Annotated in this window: 16 protein-coding genes and 4 tRNA genes; 4 read left to right on the forward strand and 16 right to left on the reverse strand. The window is 37.4% G+C overall.

Annotated elements, in window-relative coordinates:
* Positions 1-39 precede the first annotated feature (39 nt).
* The 16 genes from HX124_RS07575 to tpiA all read right to left on the reverse strand — a co-directional run bounded on the left by HX124_RS07575 (position 40) and on the right by tpiA (position 13,338).
* Complete coding sequence (locus HX124_RS07575) at positions 40-891, reverse strand: glycosyltransferase family 2 protein (protein ID WP_286383729.1); 852 nt, start codon at positions 889-891, stop codon at positions 40-42.
* Positions 881-2,848 carry a hypothetical protein gene (locus HX124_RS07580; protein WP_286383730.1) on the reverse strand — a complete coding sequence of 656 codons (1,968 nt, stop codon included), beginning with the start codon at positions 2,846-2,848 and terminating at the stop codon, positions 881-883. Before HX124_RS07580 ends, HX124_RS07575 begins: the two co-directional genes overlap by 11 nt.
* A 63-nt stretch (positions 2,849-2,911) precedes the next feature.
* On the reverse strand, positions 2,912-3,331 hold the full coding sequence (locus HX124_RS07585) for a pilin (protein ID WP_353619605.1): 420 nt from the start codon (positions 3,329-3,331) through the stop codon (positions 2,912-2,914).
* 191 nt (positions 3,332-3,522) lie between these two features.
* A complete protein-coding gene (locus HX124_RS07595; RefSeq protein ID WP_286383731.1) occupies positions 3,523-4,083 on the reverse strand; it encodes a TPM domain-containing protein in 561 nt (186 codons plus the stop codon).
* Entirely contained in the window at positions 4,077-5,144 is a 1,068-nt protein-coding gene (locus tag HX124_RS07600) for a TPM domain-containing protein (RefSeq protein WP_286383732.1), read from the reverse strand. The genes HX124_RS07595 and HX124_RS07600 overlap by 7 nt, the downstream gene beginning before the upstream one ends.
* A gap of 30 nt (positions 5,145-5,174) precedes the next feature.
* Positions 5,175-5,765: a LemA family protein gene (locus tag HX124_RS07605; RefSeq protein WP_107007271.1), complete on the reverse strand. Its 591-nt coding sequence runs from the start codon at positions 5,763-5,765 to the stop codon at positions 5,175-5,177.
* A gap of 467 nt (positions 5,766-6,232) precedes the next feature.
* Positions 6,233-6,640, reverse strand: a complete 408-nt coding sequence (locus HX124_RS07610; protein ID WP_107007137.1) for a ribosome-binding factor A — start codon at positions 6,638-6,640, stop codon at positions 6,233-6,235.
* The gene (infB, locus tag HX124_RS07615) at positions 6,640-9,339 is read right to left on the reverse strand and encodes a translation initiation factor IF-2 (protein WP_107007138.1); all 2,700 of its coding nucleotides are present in this window, start codon (positions 9,337-9,339) and stop codon (positions 6,640-6,642) included. The genes HX124_RS07610 and infB overlap by 1 nt, the downstream gene beginning before the upstream one ends.
* A 10-nt stretch (positions 9,340-9,349) precedes the next feature.
* On the reverse strand, positions 9,350-10,834 hold the full coding sequence (nusA, locus tag HX124_RS07620) for a transcription termination factor NusA (protein WP_286383733.1): 1,485 nt from the start codon (positions 10,832-10,834) through the stop codon (positions 9,350-9,352).
* A gap of 40 nt (positions 10,835-10,874) precedes the next feature.
* On the reverse strand, positions 10,875-11,399 hold the full coding sequence (gene rimP, locus HX124_RS07625) for a ribosome maturation factor RimP (RefSeq protein ID WP_107007140.1): 525 nt from the start codon (positions 11,397-11,399) through the stop codon (positions 10,875-10,877).
* A 224-nt stretch (positions 11,400-11,623) separates the two neighbouring features.
* Positions 11,624-11,700 (reverse strand) — tRNA-Met (locus HX124_RS07630).
* A gap of 75 nt (positions 11,701-11,775) precedes the next feature.
* Positions 11,776-11,852, reverse strand: a tRNA-Met gene (locus tag HX124_RS07635).
* A 75-nt stretch (positions 11,853-11,927) separates the two neighbouring features.
* A tRNA-Met gene (locus tag HX124_RS07640) sits at positions 11,928-12,004 on the reverse strand.
* Between the two features lie 50 nt (positions 12,005-12,054).
* Positions 12,055-12,139: transfer RNA gene (locus tag HX124_RS07645), tRNA-Leu, on the reverse strand.
* 62 nt (positions 12,140-12,201) lie between these two features.
* Positions 12,202-12,534, reverse strand: a complete 333-nt coding sequence (gene secG, locus HX124_RS07650) for a preprotein translocase subunit SecG (protein ID WP_107007141.1) — start codon at positions 12,532-12,534, stop codon at positions 12,202-12,204.
* A 12-nt stretch (positions 12,535-12,546) separates the two neighbouring features.
* The gene (gene tpiA, locus HX124_RS07655) at positions 12,547-13,338 is read right to left on the reverse strand and encodes a triose-phosphate isomerase (protein ID WP_107007142.1); all 792 of its coding nucleotides are present in this window, start codon (positions 13,336-13,338) and stop codon (positions 12,547-12,549) included.
* A 437-nt stretch (positions 13,339-13,775) separates the two neighbouring features.
* On the opposite strand from tpiA, the gene pilB reads away from it, so the two are divergent.
* The 4 genes from pilB to coaE are packed head-to-tail and all read left to right on the forward strand — an operon-like array spanning position 13,776 to position 18,224.
* On the forward strand, positions 13,776-15,491 hold the full coding sequence (pilB, locus tag HX124_RS07660) for a type IV-A pilus assembly ATPase PilB (RefSeq protein WP_286383036.1): 1,716 nt from the start codon (positions 13,776-13,778) through the stop codon (positions 15,489-15,491).
* A 25-nt stretch (positions 15,492-15,516) separates the two neighbouring features.
* Positions 15,517-16,743 (forward strand): type II secretion system F family protein, encoded by a 1,227-nt coding sequence (locus HX124_RS07665; RefSeq protein ID WP_286383035.1) that lies wholly within the window; start codon positions 15,517-15,519, stop codon positions 16,741-16,743.
* On the forward strand, positions 16,743-17,606 hold the full coding sequence (locus tag HX124_RS07670) for a prepilin peptidase (protein ID WP_286383034.1): 864 nt from the start codon (positions 16,743-16,745) through the stop codon (positions 17,604-17,606). Before HX124_RS07665 ends, HX124_RS07670 begins: the two co-directional genes overlap by 1 nt.
* Positions 17,607-17,618: 12 nt before the next feature.
* Positions 17,619-18,224, forward strand: coding sequence for a dephospho-CoA kinase (coaE, locus tag HX124_RS07675; protein ID WP_286383033.1), 606 nt, complete (start codon positions 17,619-17,621; stop codon positions 18,222-18,224).
* The last annotated feature ends 47 nt before the right edge of the window (positions 18,225-18,271 follow it).

Below are 18,271 nucleotides of genomic sequence, written 5' to 3' on the forward strand. Positions count from 1 at the left end.
TACCATTTAAAAAAGCAAAAAATATTCTTCAATAAAATATCAGGACTGATCTTTATACATTAATGCTGTAATTTGTTCAGAAATCAGTCCCATTAGAAAAATCATGATACTCCCTGTATAAAGTAGAGCACTCATATTTGTAAATCGCCCCATTTCCCATAAAGTATATCCATACCAACCTGTCGCCATCATAAATAAAATAACTGCTATCGGTAAAAACATTTTCAGTGGTGAAAATAACGTAGCAATTTTAAAGATAATAATAAAGAAACGCACACCATCTTTCATCGGCTGAATATGGCTTTTACCAATACGCTTTGCCGCATGAATAGGAATATATGTCACAGAATATCCCGCACGAAAAAAAGCCATCGTGCTAGTCGTTGGGTAAGAAAATCCATTTGGTAATAAATATAGAAACTCTCGAAATTTATCAGCTCGTACTGCACGAAAGCCAGATGTTAGATCTTCAACTTTATGTTCAGTCATATAAGTTGCTAAATTATTATACAAAGCATTTGCTAGACCACGTCCCATACTTGCTTGAGAACCCTTTTGTCTAGCACCAACAACAAGGTCATAACCTTGCTCAATTTTAACTAAAAGTTTCGAAATGTCTTGAGGATTATGCTGACCATCAGCATCCATAAAGATAATCACATCACCACTTGCATTTCGTGCTCCAGTTTTAATCGCAGCACCATTTCCTTTTGAATAAGGATGTGAAACTACTTTAGCACCTGCTTTTTCTGCAATAGTTAAAGTATTATCTGTTGAACCATCATTTACAACTATAATTTCTGTAGCAATATTCAATGCATGAATTTTGCTAATTGTTTCCCCAATTGCTCCAGACTCATTTTTTGCTGGTAAAACAACACTAATTTTCATAAACAACCTTCTTTTTAGAACTGATAGCATTATCAATCTCATGTTGCTCAATTGTAATTTCTTTTTCCCAAGCATTTTCAGTATCTATTTGCTTTGCCCGTTGTATTTGTTCTTCTGCTTGAGTCAATTTATTTTGCAATCGATAAACCTGAGAGAATATCAATCTTCCATTGACATCTTCATGTAACTGAATAGCATGCTCTATAAATTCTTCACCTTTTTTAAAATCAGCAATAACACCAATATAATATTGGACTAATAATTTATAAATTTCTGCTTGAAGTTTATTATCTACACCTTTATTTTGTATTCCTGCAGCAATAATTTGCACAGCCTGATCATGTGGGACATGGCAAAAATTATCAATTTGGCAAGTTGTGAATGCGCTTAAAAAACTAATATTATTATTTTGAAATGGCTCATTTTTCAACCTCCAAATAAGTTCATCAATTGTTTGTTGTTTTATAGGTCTTTTTAAATAAGAATTCAAATGAAGTTCAGCAAACCATGCACCATTTGCTGGATAATAACTTTGTTTAGCTTTCAGCAAAGACTTACTTGCTAATGCGGCATATTCCTCTTGATTCTCTGGATATAATTGCATTAGCTTCATATATATGCGAGCAAGTTGATAATTAGCACGATCTGATCGTGGATGCATTGTCGCCTCATAAACAGCATGATCTACAAGATTTGACCATATCTCCGAACGCTGCCATGTTGTCCATGCTAAATTTAAAATATAGAGGGCACCTAACCCATAGAGAAAAGGTTGAATTTTTTTATTGTTAATTTGAGCAATATAATAGACTGCTGTAAATATAAAGCCAATGATGCCAAAATAATTACGATGCTCATGAATTAACTCAAGACTAATAAAAGTAGATTCAAGTAATTGGCTAATCACATACCAACCCCAAGCGAAAAGTAACATAGGGTGCTTTTTAACCAAGACTATACAAACTAGAGTAATTCCAAGCAGTCCGACCAAAGAGTATAGTGTTGTTATTGGCTGAGTGATTGATTTGGAAATTGCAAAATCATCATGATATAAACTTAAATCCGAAAGTAATGGATAAAATGTCATTTTTAGATAATAAAAAATCACTCGCGATTCAGTAAGCAATCGCTCTACTAAAGTAAACTCACGTCGAGCAAAATTTGCAGGATTAAGATAGGGTGGCAATAAATATAAAAACACTAATCCCGCAACAATCACCCCACCCAAAAGCATATGAATTAGTTTAATTTTTTTAACATAAATAGGTTGAAATTTCAGATTTTTCGCTTGAAAAAAAACCAATTCAACCCAGTAAATCAAGGGAATAAATAAAATTCCAGATTCTTTGCTGAGTATTGAGGCTAATAGACTTAAAGTTATACCGCATAATGCAAGTATAGTATTTAAACCAGTGATTGTTCGAGTACGCCAGACACAATAAATAGCAAGTGCCAATAATCCAAATAATGCGGATAGACTGGTCATACGTTGCACAACATATAATACACTAGTTAAATTTAAAGGATGAATAAGCCAAATTAAACTGACTAAGCAAGCAAGATATGGTACAAGCTGCAAACTAATATTATGATATTGAACACTCAACCACTGGAATAATTTATAACCAATAATAAAAACTAAAAAACCATTGATTAAATGAATAAATAAATTCGTTAACTTAAAATAATAAGGATTAAATCCTGTAAAATAATAGTTTAAAGCAAAGGAAAGCATACTGATCGGACGACCCAATGGACCAGCATCACCAGCATACCAAGCAGCTTTTAAATCTAAATAATTCAAAGATAAAATTGCAATTTTTTTATTGTCTATAATATTTACAATATCATCAAAAACATAATCTCCAGACAACCCAGGCAAATATACAATAAATGAAAAAAACAATATTAAACATAAAATAAAAATAGGCTTTATTTTATAAATTATTTTACTCAAATAATTCCCCTACTTTTCAAAATAAAAAACACCCTAAGAATTAGGGTGTTTTTTATAAAAAAATTAGCGACAGTTTGAAGGACGAAATTTAGAATCTAAATTACCACCTGTACAAGTCCACTCCATACCACCACCTGACGGAGTACCCTTCATAACCAATGTTGCACCTGATGTAACCTTAGTATTATAGGTTACTATAATCGTACTACCATTTACAAGCACAGAACTTACAGCATTACCTTTAATACTGCCAGCAGCTGCCAAGCCAACTGAAGCATTACCAGTAGCGCCAGGCCAGCGGTTATTAGATGAGTAAAACTCAGTAATACCTGTTTTAGCACCACCAGCCAAACTTAAACCTTCAGAAACGTGTGAACGTTTCGTATAGTTCTGATAAGCAGGAATCGCAATTGCAGCAAGAATACCGATAATCGCAACTACGATCATTAACTCGATAAGAGTAAAACCCTTTTGAGCGTTCATAACATTTCTCCAATATTTTAATTTTTTATAAATTAGTGCAGTTAAGTTTTTATTTGGAAGTTAAAAAACGCTAACTGCTTAACACTTTTTTATTTTCATTGAATCTGTTGTTTTTTACAACAACTAAATTAGCTTATGTTTTTTTAAGTTATTTTATGTAAAAAAGTGACATTTTCCGTCACTTTAATACTTTAGTTTAAGATGATTGGTGAGTTTGGTAGCTCATTAAACTCATCTAAATCTATTTGCTCATAATACAAATTCAATATTTTACCAATACTTAATACACCATTTACAACAGCTTGCCTATGGCGTTTATTTTTTAATTCCAGAACAATTTGGTCACATACATCTTGCCAAAGCTTTTGTTGTGTAGCCTTTTTTAAGCCTCGATCTATCACGATTTCAACTTTTTGCTCACACAAATTAAGATAAAGCAAAACCCCACTATTTTTTTCTGTATCCCAAACACCTAGTTCGGCAAATAGCTGCTGAGCACGTAAATATGTATTTTGATAATAAGCTTGATTGCTTGGAATATGCCCTTCAATAACAACTTGAATTTCTCCAATATGCCCTTGCTCTGCTTGTTTCACGGCTTCTGCAATCGCAAATTGATCTTGTTTAGAAAAATAGCGTTTTGATGCGGGCATATAAAAAAAATGTTTTAACCAGCGTGAAAAGCTTGGTGTCACTTGCTGCTGTAATTTAGGTTGTGTCAAAATTGTTGTTGTATCTGTTTTTGTTACCATGAGCCTGAAGCACCTCCACCGCCAAATCCACCGCCACCACCAGTATATCCACCACCGCCACCGAAACCACCACCACTACTTCCTCCTCGCCCGCCACCAGAAAGAAACATTTGAAAAATCAGTTGTGCTAAAGAAGTAATTAATAAGAAAAATATACCAAAACCTAAAACCAAACTCATTAAAATACCAGAGCCGTAGATTAAGCCCGCCGCAAAAGCAGTAACACCCGCTACAGAAGCACTTAAACGATTACCAATAATAAATGAAGCAAATATACCCACAATAAGAATGATAATTGCGGTCGTCATTGTACGGTCTTTAGCTTCTTGCTCTTGAATAGCTTGGTCTTGACGAGCTTTTAACTCATCAGCAGCTTGTTTAGCAATTTCAGGGTCTAGATTTAGAATTCGCTCAATTTCCATCACACCAGCTTGTATGCCTTGACCATATTGTCCTGCTTTAAAGTATGGTGTAATTTGATTACGAATAATTCGGCTCACCATAATGTCAGGCAATACACCTTCTAAACCATAACCTGTCGCAATATGAATTTTTCGATCATTGACTGCAACTGCGATCAATAAACCATTATCTTGTTTCGCTGAGCCTAATTTCCATTGTTCTGCAGTACGCATAGCAAAGTCAAAAATGCCTTCAGCCCCTGTCGTTGGCACAATAATCACACCAATTTGAGCTTTACCTTGGTTATAAATATTGCGAATTTTTGCTTCTAAGTTTTGTTTTTCATTTGCAGACAAAACTTTTGCCTGATCAATAACAGGCTCATTTAAACTGGGTAATTGGCGTATTTTCCCATCTGCCAAATCATTTTTTACCGAAGAAGCTGTCTGATTTGATGTTGATATAACTTCAGGTGAATCATCTTGTACGTTGGTATTATTTTGAATCACTTTGGCGACAACAACAGCATCATCTAACGAATCTGTTGCTGTAGCAGTTTCAGCCCATGCAAATGATTGAAATGTAAGTACTAACGTACAAATCATTAACATGAGGACGGTTTTCATTTTTCGACCAATCCATTGACTCATTTCAAGCATGTAGCATCCTCACAAAGTGTTCAATTTAACTTAGTTGAAATTGACAGTCGGTGCTTTTGCAGCGCCTGCTTCTGCACTAAAGTTTGGCTTGGTTTTCATTCCAATCACTTTTGCAGTCATCGCTTGTGGGAATTGGCGTACATACGTATTGTAATCTTGTACAGTTTCTACATAGCGTGTACGTGCTGTACTAATACGATTTTCAGTCCCTTCTAGCTGTACTTGTAAATCTTTAAATTGCTCATTGGCTTTTAGATCTGGATATTTTTCTTGTACCATTAATAAACGTGATAAAGCACTACTCATTTGTGCTTGTGCTTCTTGATATTTTTTAAACAGTTCAGGATTTTCCAATACTTCCTTATCAACTTTTAGACCAGCAACATTAGCACGTGCTTGGGTTACCTCAGTTAATACTTGTTCTTCGTGCTTAGCATAACCTTTTACAACATTTACAAGGTTAGGGACTAAATCTGCACGACGTTGGTATTGGTTTTCAACCTCAGACCATGCGGCTGTTACAGATTCGTCTTTAGCTTGCAGTGTGTTATAACCACAGCCTGAAAAAGCTAAAGTGCTAGTTAATGTCAATGCAAGTGCGACCTTTTTCATTGAATTCATCATTTAAAACCTCAAGTATTTATTTGTATTTGTTGATATAAACTTATTCTAAACATATTTTGAAAATAGAATTGTTTATTTTCTTTACAACACATCATATTTACTTGCAGTAGTACATCAATCTAATGATTTAAAATATAAATATTCATGAAATTTTTAAATGAAAACTACCACTGTTGAAGTCGAAACCAGATTGAATTATTTACATAATTCATGCGTTTATCGAGAAATTTTTGATCACTAAATTGTAATTTTTTTGCAGAAGAACACATAAAAATAGGAACTTCACTGTCACGTTTAACTTGTACAACTTCTATATTCCCCAGATTAAACATAATTTGTGCTGTCACTGGATACAAAATAAGAAAAGGTTTTTTATTTTCATTCTCTAATTATTCATCAATTTTTGTGGAATTATAAGTTGTCTATAAGAAAAGCCACCCGAAGGTGGCTTTCTTGAACATCATTTATTCATCATCTTTTTTTGCTTCATCAGTAGGAGGTAAATCCTTCACTGCTTCGGCAATAAGACCAAACATATAGTTACCATATGCATTGGTTTTGTCATAATGGAAGCGTAAACGCGGTGTTACACGCGTTTTAATACGATGACCAAGCTCATGACGCAAGAAACCTGATGCTTTATTAAGCACCTCTAACGTTTCTTTATTTGCAGCTTCACTTTGCTCATCGCCTAATTCACGTCCCATTACAGTCACATAAACTTCGGCATACCCTAAGTCTGGGCTTACCTTAACCGCAGAGATGGTTACAATACCACCTAAGCGTGGATCTTTCAGCTCCTGACGAATCAGTTCAGACAACTCTCGCTGAACTGTATCTGCCATACGTTTAAGACGCTGACTACCCGCCATTAAAGACTCCGTTTAATCAATTGAACATCATAAACTTCGATTTTGTCTTTTGCTTTGATATCTTTATAGCCTTTAACTGCAAGACCACATTCCATACCTGCACGGACTTCTTCAACAACTTCTTTGAAGCGACGAAGTGATTCGAGTTCACCTTGGAAAACAACAACATCTTCACGTAATACACGAATTGGTTTATTACGATGTAATACGCCTTCAAGTACCATACAACCTGCTGCTGCACCAAATTTACTTGAGTGGAAGACTTCACGAACTTCAGCCACACCCAAGATCGTTTCACGATGTTCTGGTGCAAGTTTACCGCTCATTGCAGCTTTCACATCATCAATCAATTGGTAAATGATTGAGTAGTAACGAATATCAATGCCATCAGCATCCGCTTTTTGACGCGCTGTATTATCAGCACGAACGTTAAAGCCGAGTAATACTGCTTCTGAAGATTCAGCAAGGATTACGTCAGATTCAGTAATCGCACCAACACCTGAACTAATTACACGTACTTTCACTTCGTCTGTAGACAATTCAGAAAGTGCAACAATCAAGGCTTCCAAAGTACCACGTACATCTGTTTTCAAGACAACATTAACAATAGGCACATCTTTTTTGCCCATTGATGCCATCAAGTTTTCAAGACGCATTGCAGATTGACGCTCAAGACGTTTTTGACGCTCACGATCTAAACGAGCTTCAGCAACTTCACGTGCTTTCTTCTCATCATCTACGACAAGAACTTCATCACCCGCCATTGGCGCTTCAGGAAGACCTAAAATTTCGACTGGAATTGAAGGACCTGCTGATTTGATACGTTGACCATTTTCGTCTGTCATTGCACGGACACGACCATAAGACGCACCAGCAAGTACTAAATCACCAACATTCAATGTACCATTTTGTACAAGAATAGAAGTTACTGCACCACGACCTTTATCAACACGTGCTTCAATTACTACACCTTGTGCTGCACCTTCTTCAGATGCTTTCAATTCTAACAATTCAGCTTGAATTGAAATAAGATCTAGAAGCTCATCAATACCTTGACCTGAGTGTGCTGAAACCAATGCAACTGGTACATCACCACCCCATTTTTCAGGTACGATTTCTTTGGTTGTTAATTCGTTTAATACGCGATCTGGATCAGCAGATTCTTTATCCATTTTGTTGATCGCAACAATAATTGGAGTTCCTGCTGCACGTGCATGATCAATTGCTTCAGCAGTTTGTGGCATTACACCATCATCTGCTGCAACAACCAATACCACGATATCTGTTGCTTTTGCACCGCGTGAACGCATTGCTGTAAATGCTGCGTGTCCTGGTGTATCTAAGAAAGTAATAATCCCTTTCTCAGTTTTCACATGGTAAGCACCAATGTGCTGAGTAATACCACCAGCCTCGCCTTGAGCAACTTTCGCACGACGAATACGATCAAGCAATGATGTTTTACCATGGTCAACGTGACCCATAATAGTAACAACAGGCGGACGAGTTGTTTGAACACCACGTGCTTCTTCTGCTGCTTCAAGTAAATTATCTTCAGCTTGAGTATCAGAAACTAATACTGGGTTGTGCCCCATTTCTTCTACAACAAGTGCTGCAATTTCTTGATCAATCGCTTGGTTTTGTGTAACTAACTCACCCATTTTCATGAGTGATTTGATTACTTCACGCACTTTAACTGCCATTTTTGCAGCCAAGTCAGCAACAACAATTGTTTCACCAATTTCAACATCATAAACTTGCTTTTTAACAGGTTTTTCAAAACCATGTTTATTTGCTTGGCTTGTTTTTAAGCCACGTTTATGTGGATTATGGCTGAAAGATTGCTCTTCTTGACCACGACGACCACCTTTCTTTTGACCACGTGGATTATTCGTGTTTGTACCACGTTTAATTTCACGGTCTTCTTTTGCAAAAGAGTCTTCGTATGCTTGACCAACTAGACCAGCAGCCAATGGTGAATCATCCACAACACGAATCGTTGCTGTTGTATCCTCATTTGAATACTTAGATGCCATTTTGCGCATCTGTTCAAGCGTACGTTGTTGTGCATCCTCAGCAGCTTTACGACGTGCGCTTTCTTCTACTGCTTTTAATTTAGCAGCTTCAGCTTCACGCGCTTTTTTCTGTTCAGGTGTTTCAATTGTTTTTACAGTTGCTTTAGTAATTGGTTTATTCGTAGATTTACGCTTCACCACTACTGCAGCTTTTGGTGTTTCTTTTGCAGCTGTTTGCTGTTTTGCAGCAGCACGCATTTTTTCCAAGTTTGCTTTTGCAGAGCTTTCAGCCTCTTTTGGCGCAGCGTCTACTTTCGCTTTTTGTTCATTGCGTACTTTTGCTTCAGCTTCTGCTTTCGCAAGTGCTTCGGCTTTAATTTGTTCTGGATCTGGCTTGGTAAATGTATGCTTCTTACGCACTTCTACATTAATCGTTTTTGCCTTACCCGATGTACTTGCTACTTTAGCGGTACTAGTCGTTTTACGTTTCAACGTGATTTTTCCTGCCTGACCCACATCTTGACCATGAGATTTTTTCAAATGGTTGACAAGGGTATCTTGCTGTTCTGTCGTAATCTTATCTTCAGCTTTCTTTTGTGGTAATCCAGCTTCACGCACCTGATCAAGGAGCTTTTCTACAGGAAGTCCTACACTGACCGCTAACTCGTTAATTGACTTATCCGTCATGTATTACCTCCTAGTTAAACCATGATTCACGCGCTTTCATAATGAGTTGACCCGCTTTCTCAACATTTAAACCTTCAATATCTGCGATATCGTCAGTTGCTTGATCAGCTAAATCATCCACTGTAATAACACCACGAGCCGCTAAAGCATATGCAATTTCAGAAGTCATACTTTCCATTTCTAGAAGTTCTTGACTTGGCTCTTGAATATTTTCTTGCTGCTTTAAAGCATCAGCTAAGGCTACTTCTTTCGCACGAGCTTGTAACATTTCAACAAGTTCAGCATCTAGCTCAATTTCGTCAAATGTTTCCACTGGCACATAAGCAATTTCTTCTAGAGAAGTAAAGCCCATTTCAACCAATGCCATTGCAAGATCTTCTTCAATATCAAGACGTGTAACAAACATATCTAAATATTGTTGTGCTTCATTTTGTTGACGAGCACGATATTCATCCTCAAGCATCATATTGAGCTTATAACCTGTAAGCTCAGACGCTAAACGAACATTTTGACCTTGTGAACCAATTGCTCGCGCTAATTGATCACTAGTAGCAAAAATAATATCTGCAGTACGTTCTTCTTCATCAATCACAATACCCGATACATCTGCTGGCTCTAAAGCACTTGCAATATATTGAGCAGGATCATCAGACCACACGACAACATCTATTCGTTCGCCATTCAATTCTGATTGTACTGCTTGAATACGTGTACCACGCATACCAATACAAGCACCAACAGGATCAATACGATGATCGTTCGTTTTCACTGCAATTTTAGCACGAACACCTGGTTGGCGTGCGGCTGCTTTAATTTCAATGATTTCTTCAGAAATTTCAGGAATTTCTTTTTTCATCAATGCGATCAACATTTCAGGCTTAGCGCGTGACAATAATAATTGCGCACCTCGACCTTCTTTATTTACGCTATATAAAATCGCATTCATACGTTGTTTAGGACGAAGAATTTCTTTATGAATCATTTCTTCGCGCGCTAAATACGCTTCTGCATTATCACCTAAGTCAATAATAAAGCCATCTTTGGTTTGTTTTTTCACTTCACCATAGATCAGCTCACCAACTTTAGATTCATAAGCTTCAGCAATCAATGCACGTTCCGCTTCACGGATTTTTTGCACAATGACTTGTTTTGCAATTTGTGCAGCAATACGTCCAAACTCAATTGAAGGTACTTCAAGCTCACGGATGTCACCGATTGACCATTTTGCAGGATCTACATCTGAGATTGCATCTTGGCAAGCAGGCATTTCATGATCTTCATCAGCAACGACTTCCCATTGACGGAAAGTACTGTACTCACCTGTTTTACGATCAATTTCTACGCGTAACTGTGCTTCTTCAGAATTTGTGCCTTCGTAGAATTTTTTCTTTGTTGCTGCAACAAGAGCTTGCTCAAGCGCTTCAAAGATTGCTTCACGACTAACACCTTTTTCATTACTAACCGTCTCTGCAACGGTAAGAATTTCACGGCCCATAAGTCACCTACTATTCAAATTCTTATTCGTTAAAATTAATTTAGTCTTGATAGATTAAATTGGCTTTGTCGATATTGTTGCTGTCAATTTCCAATACTTGTTGTTTTTCAACTTCAACTTGAATCATTTCATTTTCAAGATCAACAGCAACAAGTTTTGCTTGGAATTTACGACGGTTTTCAACGGCTGCGATTAAGCGAAGTGCAACTTGTTGACCAACATATTGAGACATTTGTTTCAATTCAAAAAAAGGACGATCCCAACCTGGAGATGATACTTCTAATGCATACTCACCCGAAATTGGGTCATGCACATCAAGTATTGCACCGACTTGCTGAGTCACACGTACACAGTCTTGTACGCCTACGCCTTGACCTGACTCTACCTCACCATCTTCATTGATGATAGGCTCAGCATTTTTATCTACTTCTTTATCGATATAAATACGCAATAAAGAACGCTTACCTTGAGGTAAAAATTCAATACCCCAAAGTTCTACATCACAAGCTTGCACTGCAGGAACAATTAAATCTTGAAGTGCTTGAGTTTTATTTGATAGCTTCATTTACTCTCGTCATTTTGTGCGATTATGATCTTAATAGATCACCACAGACCCATACACACTATAGTAGTAGTGAAACATGACACTTTAACTTTGCCTATACGGCTCATATCGACACTACACGATAGCCAATAAAAAAGGGCGAAATTCGCCCCTATTATTACACAGAAAACTAAAAGCCCACTGTGCAAAAAGGCCCACCTATCTGTGAGCCCTCTTTAGAAACTTGGTAGCGGGAGCTGGATTTGAACCAACGACCTTCGGGTTATGAGCCCGACGAGCTACCAGACTGCTCCATCCCGCATCAACATCGCAAATATTTATCTCAACTTAACTCTCTAAGTTGTTTATTTTAGTTTGCTTCTAAAATAAAATTGATTGGTAGCGGGAGCTGGATTTGAACCAACGACCTTCGGGTTATGAGCCCGACGAGCTACCAGACTGCTCCATCCCGCATCAACATCGCAAATATTTATCTCAACTTAACTCTCTAAGTTGTTTATTTTAGTTTGCTTCTAAAATAAAATTGATTGGTAGCGGGAGCTGGATTTGAACCAACGACCTTCGGGTTATGAGCCCGACGAGCTACCAGACTGCTCCATCCCGCATCAACAGATTTTGCTGCAAACACCAAATTTATAGATTCTGGATATAAATTTGGTGCGGAAGGGGGGACTTGAACCCCCACGCCCGAAAGCACTACCACCTCAAGGTAGCGTGTCTACCAATTCCACCACCACCGCAGCTGTGACGCATTCTAGTAGCTTGTGTCACAAATTGAAAGGTTTAATTGCAAATTTTACATTTATTTTGGTGCAGCTGGCGAAGTTTCACCCGTATTCTGCTGTAAAGGGGCTGCTGGCTGCGATGTGCTTTGTACAGTTTTTAAACCATAAGCATCTGTGGTCTGTTTTTTTGCAAATACTGCCAAACTAATACTGGTCACAAAAAATAAGGCAGTTAAAATTGCAGTTAAACGTGTCAAAAAGTTTGCTGAACCTGATGCACCAAATACAGTTGCTGCGCCACCACCACCAAAAGAAGCGCCAGCGTCTGCACCTTTACCGTGTTGTACAAGAATCAGTACAATCATCAATACGGCTAAAATGATATGTACCACCAGCACAAAATTATGCATGCTGAACTCCTATTATTTTGATTTTGCAAATGCTTGAGCAATTTGATAGAAAGACTCAGCATTCAAAGAGGCACCACCAACGAGTGCACCATTAATATCTGCACATGCTGCTAACTCAGCTGCATTTTCAGGTTTTACACTACCACCATATAAAATTGCAATCTCTGCACCTAATGGTGTGATTTGTGATAAACCTTCACGAATTTTCGCATGCATGGTCTGAGCATCTTCAGGAGAGGCTGTTTTACCTGTACCAATCGCCCAAATCGGCTCATAAGCAACAATAATATTGTTCCATTGTTCTGCTTTTACAAGCGCTGCAATATCACAAATTTGTTGTAAAACGACTTGCTCTGCTTGCCCAGCTTCGCGTTGTTCTAAGCTTTCACCCACACAGTAGATAATTTTCATTTCTGCATTGAGTGCATTTTTTACTTTTTCTTGAATGACATTCACATTGTCACCAAAAATTTCACGGCGCTCAGAATGACCAATTAAAACATAGTCAATATGACTATCTTTAAGTAACTCAGCACTGACCTCACCTGTATATGCACCTGTACCTGCTATACGCGAAAGATCTTGTGCAACACTTAAAATTTCACAAGAAGCATCTAGTAATTGTTGCTGAACAGAAAGTAATGCAATAGAAATCGGGGCGATGCCTATACGACATTGCTGTTCAGAAATAGGATTTTGCTTTAATTGTTGCTTTAAGTCTTGGATGAGTTGCTGCGAATTCGCTTGCATTGGGTTCATTTTCCAATTGCCGACAACCCAAGGAATAATCGTCGAACCCGACATACACTTAACCCTATTCTCGAAAAATGCCCACATTCTACACGGATTTTTAAGTATTTATGCTTTTTTCTTTCTTGGCTTGTTTTAATTTTTTGGCTTTCATCTTGCATAATTCTGACATTTTTGTAACAAAACGACCAGTGACCATTGAATTGGGTGATTTATTTGCATTTTACAACCAAAAAAGTAGATCAAGCGCTTTAGCTTCTGAGCATCTTTGGTTAATATAATTATTATTCAAAATACTTTAGATCACATTTCAAATTTTTTATACAACGGTTTTGGTATGGGGATACTAAAAACCTAGATAAATCAATTTAAAATGTAAAAATATTGAACTATCGACAACAAAGACCAAAGCAAAGAAGTCTAAGATAGACAGTATTTTTTAATGCTAAGTATTTAAATTATAAAATGAATAAATTAAAGGTGTATTGGGGATGGTACAACAGCAAGGCTCACCGAAGTTTTCGGGGTTTATTCGTCGCTTAGTAGATGATGGGGCAATTTCTGCACAACAAATGCAGTCTGCTTTAGATAATGCTAAGAAAAATAAGCTCAATATCGTGGCTTATCTCATTGAGCACGCAAATTTAAAGCCTTTGATGATTGCAGAAACAATTGCTTTAGAGTTTGCTGAGCCATTATTTGACTTAGATAGCTTTGATGCCACTCAATTTTCAAAAGATTTGATTGAAAGTAGTCTTTTGCATAAACATTTGATGGTTCCTCTCGTACAGCGTGGAAATGTCTTACATATTGCTATCAGTGACCCAACCAATATTGAAGCGCTAGATGCAGCTCGCTTAAATAGCCGCTTAAATATTGAAGTTGTTATTGTTGAACATAATAAGTTAGTTAATTGTTTAGAAAAGCATTTTACTGAACAAGTAAATTTCGATTTTGGTGGTGATGACATTGACGTTGATATTATTTCAACAGATGAAGTCAATACTACGGAAGAGCAAGATGATAATCAGTCAGGTGAAGAAGCACCGATTGTCAAATACATCAATAAACTTCTTGTAGATGCGATTCGTATGGGTGCATCAGATTTACACTTTGAACCATATGAAAAGTCATATCGGGTACGCTATCGTGTAGATGGTGTATTAAGAAGCATTACAAATCCCCCACTACAACTTGCAACCAGACTTGCTTCTCGTTTAAAAGTCATGTCACAAATGGACATTTCTGAAAAACGTATTCCCCAAGATGGTCGTATTAAGCTCAAACTGTCTAAAACCAAAGCCATTGATTTCCGTGTAAACTCTCTTCCAACCCTTTTTGGTGAAAAGCTCGTACTGCGTATTCTTGACCCTTCCAGTGCAATGTTAGGTATTGATGCTTTAGGATACGAAGAAGAACAAAAAGCTTTGTTTATGGAAGCTTTAGATAAACCTCAAGGCATGTTACTGATTACAGGACCCACAGGTTCGGGTAAAACAGTCTCGTTATATACGGGTTTAAATATTTTAAATACAGAAAATTCTAATATCTCTACAGCCGAAGACCCTGTTGAGATTAACTTAGAAGGTATTAACCAAGTTAACGTGAACCCTAAAGTCGGACTTTCTTTTTCTGTCGCGCTCAAATCATTTTTACGTCAGGATCCTGACATTATCATGGTGGGGGAGATTCGAGACCTAGAGACAGCCGAAATTGCGATTAAAGCCGCACAGACAGGTCACATGGTTATGTCTACATTACATACCAATAGTGCACCTGAAACATTAACCCGTTTAAGAAATATGGGTGTGCCTTCTTTTAATATTGCAACATCAGTCAATTTAGTGATTGCACAACGACTCGCTCGCCGCTTATGCTCACATTGTAAAACAACTGTAGAAATTCCCAAAAATAGCCTGTTAGAAATGGGATTCACTGAACAAGATTTATCCAATCCAGATTTTCAAATCTTCCAGCCTGTCGGTTGTCCTGAATGTCGAGAAGGATATAAAGGTCGAGTCGGTGTCTATGAGGTTATGAAAGTTACACCTGAAATTTCAAAAATTATTATGGAAGATGGCAATGCACTTGAAATTGCAGAAGCATCGAACAGATCGGGGTTTAATAATTTGCGACGCTCAGGCTTAATCAAAGTCATGAATGGCTTAACATCACTACAAGAAATCAATCGCGTAACTAGCGAATAAACAAATTAAAAAAAGGAATATCGTTATGGCGATCAAGAAAGCTCAAATGATGCCAACATTCATTTATGACGGGGTTGACCGCAAAGGGGTCAAAATTAAAGGAGAGTTACCTGCCCGCAATATGGCATTGGCTAAAGTTACCTTAAGAAAACAAGGCATTAACATTAAAACGATTCGAGAAAAAAAGAAAAATATTCTCGAAGGTTTAATGAAGAAAAAAGTGAGTACTTTAGACATCACGATTTTTACACGACAACTTGCAACCATGATGAAAGCGGGTGTGCCGTTAGTACAAAGTTTTGAAATTGTTGCTGAAGGTTTAGATAACCCTGCAATGCGTGAAGTTGTACTTGGAATTAAAGGCGAAGTTGAAGGCGGAAATACTTTCGCAGGTGCACTCAAGAAATATCCCCAACATTTTGACCGTTTATTTTGCTCCTTAGTTGAGTCAGGTGAACAATCGGGTGCTTTAGAAACGATGCTAGATCGTGTTGCAATTTATAAAGAAAAAAGTGAACTTTTAAAACAAAAAATTAAAAAAGCCATGAAATATCCAGCAGCAGTTATTGTCGTTGCAATTGTTGTAACCATGATTCTGATGGTAAAGGTTGTTCCTGTCTTCCAAGATCTATTCTCTTCCTTTGGTGCAGACTTGCCAGCCTTTACCCAAATGGTCGTAAATATGTCCAAATGGATGCAAAGTTATTGGTTTGTCTTACTTATTGGCATTGCTGTAGCCATTACCGCTTTCTTAGAAACCAAAAAACGAAGTAAAAAATTCCGTGACTTTTTAGACAAAGCCGCACTTAAAGCCCCTATTTTTGGCGATTTAGTTTATAAGGCGATTATTGCGCGTTATAGCCGTACACTTGCAACAACTTTTGCAGCGGGTGTTCCATTAATTGATGCTCTCGAGTCTACAGCAGGTGCAACGAATAATGTCGTCTATGAAGAAGCCGTAATGAAAATTCGTGATGATGTCGCAACAGGTCAACAATTACAGTTTGCTATGCGTTTAACCAACAAATTCCCATCTATGGCAATCCAAATGGTAGCAATTGGTGAGGAATCAGGTTCTCTAGATGCCATGCTTGATAAGGTTGCAACACACTTTGAAAATGAAGTAGATAATGCTGTCGATGGACTCACTTCTATGATGGAGCCTTTAATTATGGCTGTACTCGGTGTACTTGTTGGTGGACTGGTCATTGCAATGTATCTACCAATTTTCCAAATGGGCTCAGTAGTCTAATGACCGAAATACTTAACTATTTTATTTCAACACCGAGTGCCCTTTATATGGCTATTGGTCTACTCGGTTTATGTATTGGTAGTTTTTTAAATGTTGTCATTTATAGAACACCCAAAATGATGGAGCAAGAGTGGCATCAAGAATGTCAATTTTTGCTTCATCCTGAACAGCCAATCATTGATCAAAGTAAATTAACATTAAGTACACCTGCTTCTACTTGCCCAAAATGTAAATCACCAATCCATTGGTATCAAAATATTCCTGTTCTAAGTTGGTTATTTCTAAAAGGTAAATGTGGTACTTGCCAAAACCCGATCAGTTTTCGCTACCCGTTTATTGAGTTATTGACTGCTGCATGTTCTTTAATTGTCGTTGCAGTTTATGGACCTACACTTGCTATGTTGTTTGGTCTTATACTCACTTGGGTACTTATTGCTTTAACCTTTATTGATTTTGACACTCAACTATTACCCGATCGTTTTACCCTACCCCTTGCAGCACTTGGCTTAGGTATTAACAGTTTCGCAATTTATACCTCAGCAAATTCTGCGATTTGGGGATATATCATTGGCTTTTTATGCTTATGGGTCGTTTACTATCTCTTTAAAATCATTACTGGTAAAGAAGGCATGGGCTATGGTGATTTCAAATTACTCGCTGCTCTAGGCGCATGGATGGGTCCTCTCATGCTCCCACTCATTGTTTTATTGTCTTCCTTAGTCGGCGCAATCATTGGTATTATTTTACTCAAAGTTCGTAAAGAAAATCAGCCTTTCGCTTTTGGTCCTTACATTGCTATTGCAGGTTGGATTGCTTTTTTATGGGGCGAACAAATTATGAAAATTTACCTCGGTCAATCATAACAGGGTTTAATAATGACATTTATTTTGGGCTTAACAGGTGGTATTGGTAGCGGAAAAACAGCAGCAACTCAATGGTTTGAGTCTCAAGGCATTCAAGTCGTTGATGCTGATCTTGTTGCCCGTGAAATTGTTGCTCAAGGTGAACCTGCCTTACAAAAAATTGCTGAAACTTTTGGTACTTGGGCATTACTCGAAAATGGTGAACTCAACCGTAGAGCCTTACGTGACCACATCTTCAAAGACCCTCAAGCACGCCAACAGCTTGAAGCCATTACACACCCTGCTATTCGACACTCAATCATTGAACAACTGAAAGCAGCAACAAGCCCTTATGTCATTTTAGTATCTCCACTGCTATTTGAAACTAATCAACATGAATTAACTCAACATACATTATTGATTGATGCGACAGAAGAGTTACAAATTGCAAGAGCGTCACAACGTGATGGTCAAGATATTGAACAGATTAAAAAAATTATTGAAGCACAAATGCCTCGAACAAAAAAGCATACGATTGCAGATGATATTGTAATGAATGATGGGCAGCTAGAACATTTGTATGCAAAACTAAAACCTTTACACCAAAGCTATTTAAAACTCGCACAACACATTGGGTAATTAAAAATCAGAAAAAGTAAGCATATTTTAATGATCACTTTCACGAT

This window comes from Acinetobacter sp. 226-1, assembly GCF_030329325.1.
In the GTDB taxonomy this organism is placed as follows: Bacteria; Pseudomonadota; Gammaproteobacteria; order Pseudomonadales; family Moraxellaceae; genus Acinetobacter; species Acinetobacter sichuanensis.